This is a genomic window from Fructobacillus tropaeoli (genome assembly GCF_001047135.2).
GTDB lineage: Bacteria > Bacillota > Bacilli > Lactobacillales > Lactobacillaceae > Fructobacillus > Fructobacillus tropaeoli.
On sequence record NZ_DF968092.1, the window covers coordinates 1 to 8,545 of the forward strand.

Consider the following 8,545-nt stretch of genomic DNA (forward strand, 5'->3'; position numbering starts at 1 on the left):
TTTTTGTTCCATAAAAGTTCCTTCCCAAATAAAAAAGTAGAGAAAGCTCTACTTTTCTCTACTTTTCTCTACTTTTGCAAGTATGACCGCTGCTGGATTTAGATGCCAGTCTTTTTTAAGTAGATTGGTTGCCACCATAGTCCTTGGCAATCTCATTACCTCGTTTCTCATCAGCGTCTTTCTTTTCTTGGTCCTTGGTCTTACCAAGATATTGATACCAATTTAAGGCCGCGTTGGTTCGTTCTTGCACTTTATTGCCAGGATTTCCTTCCCATTGTGTCAAAAACTGTTGGGTTAAATCCTTCACGTCTTGACTGTCTGAGGACAAGATGGCTTTGGCCACATCGGAGTGCCCACCATCATGATTCACTAAGAAATCAATTTGCAAGTCCAAATCATACCACTTCTTGTTTTGAGATTTGGCATAGTCTAACAAAGCCGTATGGCGACCGCCAGGTCCGGGCGCGACATCTGTCCATTGTCCCAATCCTAAACCGCGGTGAATAATATTGGCAAAACGCCCATCATAGATTTGAGGACCGCCAATATTCAGCCAATCATCTTTATCATAAGAACCGTCATACTTGCCAACGGGCGCTTTCAGATAATCACCTTCTGCTCGCTTCGGGTTAATCGCACTTTCCACATCAAAATTACCCAGCATCGCGGCAATACCCGCTTTCTTATAGCCCATTTTGGTCAGTTGATCGTATACTTTTTGCGCATTTTGAGACTTATCTTTCGAAGGGTCAAAGTTTTCATCAGTCGTGGTTGTAAACTGCGTATAACGAACCTTCTTAAAGTAAAATCCAGGGTTGGCGTCAAACCACTGCTTTTCTAAATCATCAAAGAGACGATATTGTAAATTGATATGATCACCTAAAGTATTTCCAAGTAGATCACCAGCGTTCAAATTAGCACCCTGTTGTAAGCGGCTCAAGTCGACGCCATCAATGGTCAAAACTGCTTGGTCCTGTGTCAACTGCACGGTATGGTCATTCACGAAACGAACCGTTCCACCCATTGGCACTTTTAGCATCGTCCCTTTCGCAATATCGATGGTTGACCAATCGTTTTTAACTTCCTTGCCGTTTTGTTTCTCATACCCCAGTCGGCGACTAATCACCACATTGCCATCATCCGTCAAATTTTCCAATTGATTCCCTAAAACATCAAAACCAATTTCATCACGACTGATTTTCACATCTTGCTGTTCACTCTCTTTTAAAATCCAAGGGTTATGCAAGTCATCTTCAGTCGCAACTTTGTTACCGCTCATCAACTCATCAACCGTTTTTTCCGAATCTTTGACATGCACGGCATCCCATTGCTTTGCCAAAACATCTTGATACTTGATAACCCCAAAAGGCAATTGCAAACTTTGCTTTTGGTCATGGATATTAAAATCCTCCAACAGCTCGTTATTATAAAACATAAACGGTGCCCAATCCGTATAGTATTGGTGCTGATCATCGGACTTTTGGGCATCCAGTTGGGTCATGTAGAGCCAAGTATCATTAATTTCATGATTGTCTTGTTTCAAACCAGGTTGGTTGATGGCCCCTACCATAAAGGCTAACAGTAACGGCAAACAAACCAGAATACCGACTAAAATTTTAAATTTCAACGAAACCGGATTTAACCATTTCACCCCTTTTTTTAGGCTTTTTCCTAAAAAGCGGCTAACACGAGTGGTTTTTTTGAAGCGTCCCGCAAAACGTTGCATCTGCCGTTTGCTTTTCTTTTTAACAGACCGCCCCAAATCACCCAGTCGCTTCCGTCCACCAAACCATTGCTGCTCATAGGGGGTCTTATAGAAGCCACGACCCATTAGGGCGTTTTTGCTTCGATTAAGTGCATGATAACTGCCTATGCCAATATTGCCTGCTGTCTTCCCAAGCAAACGGCCACCGGTTTTCAAATTACGGCCATAGGTACGAGCTTGATTGATGGTATTACTAGCTTTAACATGCTGAGCCATCAAGTCGTCTTCTTGTAACTTTTGGCGTAAACCATTTTGAACCCGACCTTTAACGGTCCCTTTCACACCAGTTTTAACCGTTCTGCGGGTACGATTTCGTAAGCTGGTGTGATCGAGTTTTTGATGATGCTTAAACTGCTTTTTCAAAGTTTTTACTTCGACTTTATCATCTGCTAAGGTGCGCTTAGCGGTGTCTAAGCCATTACTTTTTTGTTTTTGCTTAAAAGCTTGCTTATAACTCTTCCGCGCTTTCTTATACGCCTTCTTGGTATATTTGCGGGCCGCCCGGTGGCCCATGCCATCATGTTCGTGTAACTTATCTGGATCAATCCGCATTTTTTGTCTCCTCTTGACTGCTCAAAAAAAGCAGCCAGAGTCCTGACTGCTTATGCAAAGAGCTGCTTAGCTTGGTTTATTTTTTTCGTTAAATCTTCTCGGGCACTCAATAATTGCTCCAATTGCTTTTGATTCTCTTCCAGTCGCTTTTGAAGCGTCAGATCATGCTCCTGCTGCACGGACTGCTCGACCTCAACGACTAGATGAGCCTGGGTCTTATCAAACTGTTCATCTAACTCCCGTAGCGCTTGTTCATAACGTTGCTGTTCACGTTGCTTAGCTTCTTCTAAATCGTGGGCAGCGGCTTTTTGAACTTGTGCTAAAAGTGTGACACGCTTTTGGTCAAATTCTTCTTGGACTTCTCGTCGAATGGTACCTGAATGATCCGATTCATTTAGCAGGGTTGATAATCTGCCTTGTTTTTCTTCTAAGACCGTTACTACGGAAGAAGAAACATCTTCTTGTAAAGCCTCCAATGCCGGATTAACAGTTGGCGCAACTTCTGGTTCTGGTGCAACCGTTGCCTTTTGTTCCTGCAACAACAGCGCTTTTAGTCGTTGAATTTCCAAGTCTTTGGGGTCTACAACTACTGGTTGCTCAACTACTTCTTCCGGTGTAGGAGCTGGTGCCTGTTGTTCAGGTGTAGGAGCTGGTGCTTGTTGTTCAGGCGTAGGAACTGGTGCTTGTTCTACCACCTGTTGTTCTGTCACCTGCACATCAGGTGTCTGGCTAACAGTTGAGGGTGCGGGATCAATTGATGAGGGTGCGGGATCAATTGATGAATCAGGTGCAACTACAAAATCATCATTTTCAGCAGTAACCGCAACTTCATCCTCATGGGCTTCATCTTGATCAACTGGTGATGATGAATCAGCCATCTTCGCGTGCAGTTGATTCATTTTGTTAAAAATATCGGTGTCATAAGGTAATTTCTTTTTGGTATAAAAATCGGCTAACTGACTATCCAAATCGCCTCGAGCTGGTAAGTCAAAAATCATCGCGAATAAATACTCACCAGAAGGCGCCGTCTTTAACAAGCCAATCTTGTCGGTCACGCCACGGCGTTCAACTTCTTGACTTTGTTGGTCCACATAGTTTAAGAAGTCTTCGGTTTCATGAAAAACCTCAGACTCGACATATTGGCCGGCCCGCACTTCATAGCCATAATGGCTTTCAGGCTTGTGCGAGGGGAATAAATGCTTAAAAAATTTCATCCGTTTGTACTCCTTTTATATATCATGGACAAATAAGAACGTTAATGTTGATCGCCTTCTTTTTGCACTAAAGCTACCAAGTCTGATAGGTTCATGCCATTATCTTTCATGGTCACTGCCAACAATTCTTGGTCAACTTGTTCAAGGGCTTGCTTCTTATCAGTTATTTTTTCATTGAGCGTCTTCAATTCTGTTTGTAGACGCTTTTTCTTTTGTTGTAAACGTTCAGTTTTGGTCATAGTGAGCACTCCTTACTTGATTTAAATCTTGTGGTTGGTCGCTGCTCGAAGCATCCGACAATGTTTTACGTTGAATATTATTAACGAGCGCCTGCCCTTTTTCAGTAGCATACGTCAGTAACAACGTTTCAGACTTACTGGTACTAGCAGTTTGACTTGGGTTATCCGTTTTATTGACCAATTGCGTATTATGATAATCAACGGTCACTAAGACTTGTTGATCTTTTTGATCAATATAAATCTTGGCATCGTCAAACACCTGATTGACGACATAACCCTTATAGGCCTGGTTCTCAGGCTTAGCCTCCTTGGCCGTTTCGGCTTGAAAGGCTGCTTGCGTCATAAAGCCTTGATAACGGTTTTGATTTTCGCCTAAGTCTTTCTTGGTATAATAAGCAATCAAAAATTTTTGCACGTCACCTTGTTTGATCGTGGGTTGGTCATTAGTCAGTGAACTCGTTTGTTGAATCGTTTGATTCACTTTCGGCATCGAAATACTTTTGACACCAATACCCAGCATAATCCCTAAGATTAGTAAGCCGGCAATGGTGAGCCGCTTTTTAATTTTCATTTTTTTTAGATTAAACATTTTTTACTCCTTATCGGTATCCACATCAGTATTTAGCAATTCATACAATCTTGTATGATCTGGAATTGGATTTTTAAAGGGTACCATAATCCCATTGACACGAATGAGACCAGTTCCAACCTCTGCACGCTCATTCACAAACTGGTCTAAGACATTTTCGTCAAAACCCAATTCTTCTTTGAGAATCTTGAGATCGGGTGCCTTTTGGCGTAACAACATCATAAATTCGGTATTCGAAGTTAAATTCCGACCACCCTGGAATTGCATGATGTTACTAATGTTTTGCGTAATCCCAGTCGGAATTGCCCCATACTTTCGCACACGGGCCCAAAGATTGGCAAACCAATTGGCACTGTCTTGATCTTGAAAATTCACTTGAATTTCATCAAAGAAAAGCCAGGTGGAAACAATGTTTTGCGAAGCGACAACTTGCTTCCAAATCTGATCCAAAATAACCTGCATGGCAAAGGGCTTCATATTCTCATCTAAATGCTTGGTATTAAAAATTAAAAAGCGATTGCTTAAGTCCAGATTAGTTTCATAAGAAAAGACATCTTGGGAACCGACTGTATAAGGGCTCGTGGACAAAGCTAATTCTTGCGCAATTTTTTCAGGACGACTTTTTAAAACGGCTTGCCAATTGACTAATGTTGGCTTTTCATATTGCTCATAAGTATCATGTGTGACCAAATCAATCACACCTTTTTGTGCATCCGATAAGGTCAGCACCTTATCAAACATGGTGGTTAACAGATTTGACTTTTCCTTAATTAAATCCAATTTTTTATCTTCTTCTCGCAGTTTAGTGCGGTCCGCTAAGTCCATCAGATTGAGGTGATTGTTGGTTCCAGTCGAAATATCTAAAATTTGTGCCCCTAATTGACGACCAATTTCTATATATTCGCTTTCAGGGTCCACAATGATGATACGGTCTTTTGGATGATTGAGCAAAGTATTCAGTAACTGGTATTTCACTGCCACCGACTTACCAGAACCACTAGAGCCTAAAACCAAGCCAGACGGTGTCAATAAGTCTTGCTTATCCTTGCGGTCAATCGTAATGACATTCCCGGTAATTTGGTTTTGGCCGAAAAATTCACCATGCGGATTTTGTAGTTCGACCGAAGTAAAGGGGCGCTGTGTTGCGATATTTAACGTTGTCATATCCCGGTAGGTATCGGGATCCTCGTTCAAAAAAGACCAGCCTAGCGTTAGAGTGGTATTGAAAGCTTCTTCTTGATAGTTATAAGCACTCTCAAAAAAGACACCCTCTGCTTCCCCAACCCCCTTAACTTCGTCGGTGATTGCTCGCAGTTCGCTTTTGTTTTTGGCCGAAACCATCACCGTTAACGTGCCAGTAAATAATTTTTGACCGTACTTTGAAAAGTCTTCCTTCAAGGCATCCGTTGTTTGGCCAATATCTTCTGACAGGCCTGATACAAAGTCAGAGGAGACTCCGTCTTTTGCATTGTCTTTTTGTTGGCGGCGGCGATCAATCTTATTGAATTGCGAAATGGTTTGAATCTTTTTTTGCAAATCACGCATGTTATATGGTTGAGCATGTAACGAAATCACCATTTCATGATTAAGAGCCGTCAAGTTCTTAATTAAATCATCTTCTAGCACCTTGGGGTAATACTTAGCATATAAGACCCGTGTATGCGCCTGATTGATTTGAATCTGATTATTATCAAGTTCTAAAAAACTCGGCGCCACTAAATCTTTGGCGTTCTGGTGCTGGAAGTCAACCTTTGACATCGTCATGCCCGGATTCGTGAACTGATTAATCAGATTCACTCGTTCTTCTCCACTTAAACCGTGTAACGTTAAAGGAACCCCTCCCTTACGAAAAGGCTCTTGGAAGGCTAAAGCTGCTTTTGACAGGCTAATTTCAGCCGCAGAAGCTCGTTTTTGTTCGGTCGTTATAATGGCGTAACGCTTCACTTGAAATTCGTTATCCTCTGATGAAAAGCGTGCTTTCATCAAATCATTGATTTCTTTGCGATAGACATCATCCGGTGTTCCGGCCATTGGCATTAACAAGTTCTCGATGGCATTTTCACCCACGCGCTCGTTAACGACTAACAACTGATAGTGGCTTTTGGCATCTAAAGTGTTAATGGCTTCGCCATAAGAAACAATGACTTCTTGTTGGGCTTCTGCCCCAATGGCTTCAAAAGGTACATCACCTAATTCATAGACGCGGGAATAATGATCATCATCAATTTTCATTAATCCCTCATCGTTCAAATCTTGAAACTTAAGCGTATCTTGCGTGCTATAACCCAAGCGCGCTAAACGGTCTGCTTTTCTTTGGGCGGCAACCGATAGTTTTTTCTTTTTCTTAAACATGCCTTACTCCTTTCCAATTTTTTGATAAGTACGTTTCTTCTCCGTTAAATAAAAGGTAATGGAACGTTTAAACGTTCGATCATAGTCGAAAAATCGTAATAAAAAAGGAACGACCAAAACAGCAACTAACACAGCCGTTAAGACCCAACCATACCAGCCAGGAATCAAAATAAAAGCACTAGTTGATAGCAAGGTTCCCGGCAACATTTTTACAATCAGGACAGCCTGCTTTCGTGTTAACAATCCTTTGGCAATCGTTGGTTCCCATTTTGATAAATCTGTATAAAATTCGCTACTAGCCATTTCTATCCTCCAATCAAACGACGTGTCATACTCTGTGAGCCCATCACTGCCCAGCCTACGACAAACAATTTCACTAACGCTAAGCCGGCTGCGATTTGCCAAGTACCATAGGAAACCTTCCCTGTTAAAGGAAAATCGGAATCCGTTTGCCAAGCTGGGACGAGCTTCAAGATAATAATTAAAACCACTGATTGCAACAAAACAATCGCCACTTGTTTCCAATAATTAATCGCCACTGAGCGATAGTCTTCATGCAACGAGGCTGCTAACATAATCGGTGACAAAATTTTATACACACATAAAGTCAAAAAACGCATAAAGACAATCACCGTGACCAACATTGAAATCACGGTTGTCCCCAGCGAGTTCAAAAAAGAAATGAAGCCAAAGATTCCTTTTTGATACCAAGCCAAATCAACGCGTGACATGTCCCAAAGGCCGGCATTCGATCCGTTACTTTGATTATGTAATCCACCTGTCGTGGCAATGGTGTGGCCAATCGCATTTGCTAGGTATAACATCGCATCAATAATTTGCGGTGCCAAACCAATTACCAGGGTGGCAATAAAATAACGTAATCCTAAATTAATCATCACATCCGAGGTTAATGGCGTGCCTTGCGACTCACGAATTCGTTGCGCCGTTTTTGCCCATTCTAATAGAAACATAATGCCTAACATGGCAAAACCAATAAACATCAGTCCGTGAGTGATATTGTCAACCCAACTACTCGCCGTGGGATTCCAAGAGCTGAGGGATTGTGTTAATTCTTTAAGCTTGTCTTTATCTAAAACAACACCATTCATATTAAATCCTTTCTAATGGGCTTTTCACCCCATTCGGTTGGTTACGCCAACGTCGATTAATGATTCAATTAAAACGAAATTTTAGACAAGGCGGCAATAATTCCTGCACCTACGCCACCAACAATGGCCGCAGTAGCCGCGCCCCAAATCATGCCTTCAATTCCTTCATCGGTCATACGTGTATCTTCTGATTTGCGTCCTTTAGTGAACTTATTAAAGCCGAACAAAACACTAAACAAACCGATCACGACAATAACAGCTACAACAACACCGACTAACTTAATTAAAATATCCATCATTTCCTTCTTTCTATATGCTTGTTTGATTTTTTTAACAATAAAAAAGTAGAGAAAGTTCTACTTTTCTCTACTTTTCTTTCACGATTATGAAACAGCGCTTTGCTTCAGATCATTTGACATTTTTGCTAAACGCTTGCGCTTACGATTGTTACTTTGAACCTTCTGCCAAGTGCCAAGACCAACACCAGCCAAGACTACCAAACCAGCAACGTAAAGCTTTGTTGGATTTTCAGCTGTCTTCATGCCTGTTTGCGGTAAGGCCGTGGCCACCTTACTTGGTGTCGAGACTGGAGATTGTTCAGATTGTGTCCCTGATACTGGGCTAACACTCATACTTTCCTGACGCTCTTGTGTCTGCGTACCACCAGTTACCGTTGGTGTTGAGGTCACGTTGGTCTTACCATCTTGTGTCTGTGCACCGCCAGT

General features: G+C 41.8%; 9 protein-coding genes. All 9 read right to left on the reverse strand.

All coding sequences use genetic code 11. The features are described from left to right. Positions 1-115: 115 nt before the first annotated feature. Entirely contained in the window at positions 116-2,317 is a 2,202-nt protein-coding gene (locus AOQ32_RS07645) for a phage tail tip lysozyme (RefSeq protein WP_059394304.1), read from the reverse strand. 50 nt (positions 2,318-2,367) lie between these two features. Then, positions 2,368-3,531 carry a RodZ family helix-turn-helix domain-containing protein gene (locus AOQ32_RS07650; protein ID WP_059394305.1) on the reverse strand — a complete coding sequence of 388 codons (1,164 nt, stop codon included), beginning with the start codon at positions 3,529-3,531 and terminating at the stop codon, positions 2,368-2,370. A 41-nt stretch (positions 3,532-3,572) separates the two neighbouring features. Then, on the reverse strand, positions 3,573-3,770 hold the full coding sequence (locus tag AOQ32_RS07655; RefSeq protein ID WP_059394306.1) for a hypothetical protein: 198 nt from the start codon (positions 3,768-3,770) through the stop codon (positions 3,573-3,575). Next, entirely contained in the window at positions 3,757-4,359 is a 603-nt protein-coding gene (locus tag AOQ32_RS07660; RefSeq protein WP_059394307.1) for a hypothetical protein, read from the reverse strand. Before AOQ32_RS07660 ends, AOQ32_RS07655 begins: the two co-directional genes overlap by 14 nt. A gap of 3 nt (positions 4,360-4,362) precedes the next feature. Continuing rightward, complete coding sequence (locus tag AOQ32_RS07665; RefSeq protein ID WP_059394308.1) at positions 4,363-6,711, reverse strand: VirB4-like conjugal transfer ATPase, CD1110 family; 2,349 nt, start codon at positions 6,709-6,711, stop codon at positions 4,363-4,365. 3 nt (positions 6,712-6,714) lie between these two features. Further along, positions 6,715-7,014, reverse strand: a complete 300-nt coding sequence (locus AOQ32_RS07670) for a hypothetical protein (RefSeq protein ID WP_059394309.1) — start codon at positions 7,012-7,014, stop codon at positions 6,715-6,717. A gap of 2 nt (positions 7,015-7,016) precedes the next feature. Next, on the reverse strand, positions 7,017-7,682 hold the full coding sequence (locus AOQ32_RS07675) for a hypothetical protein (RefSeq protein ID WP_207657370.1): 666 nt from the start codon (positions 7,680-7,682) through the stop codon (positions 7,017-7,019). A gap of 206 nt (positions 7,683-7,888) precedes the next feature. After that, the gene (locus AOQ32_RS07680; protein WP_242976728.1) at positions 7,889-8,119 is read right to left on the reverse strand and encodes a hypothetical protein; all 231 of its coding nucleotides are present in this window, start codon (positions 8,117-8,119) and stop codon (positions 7,889-7,891) included. 84 nt (positions 8,120-8,203) lie between these two features. Continuing rightward, a partial coding sequence (locus tag AOQ32_RS08715; RefSeq protein ID WP_158531890.1) for a hypothetical protein occupies positions 8,204-8,545 on the reverse strand: 342 nt, incomplete at its 5' end.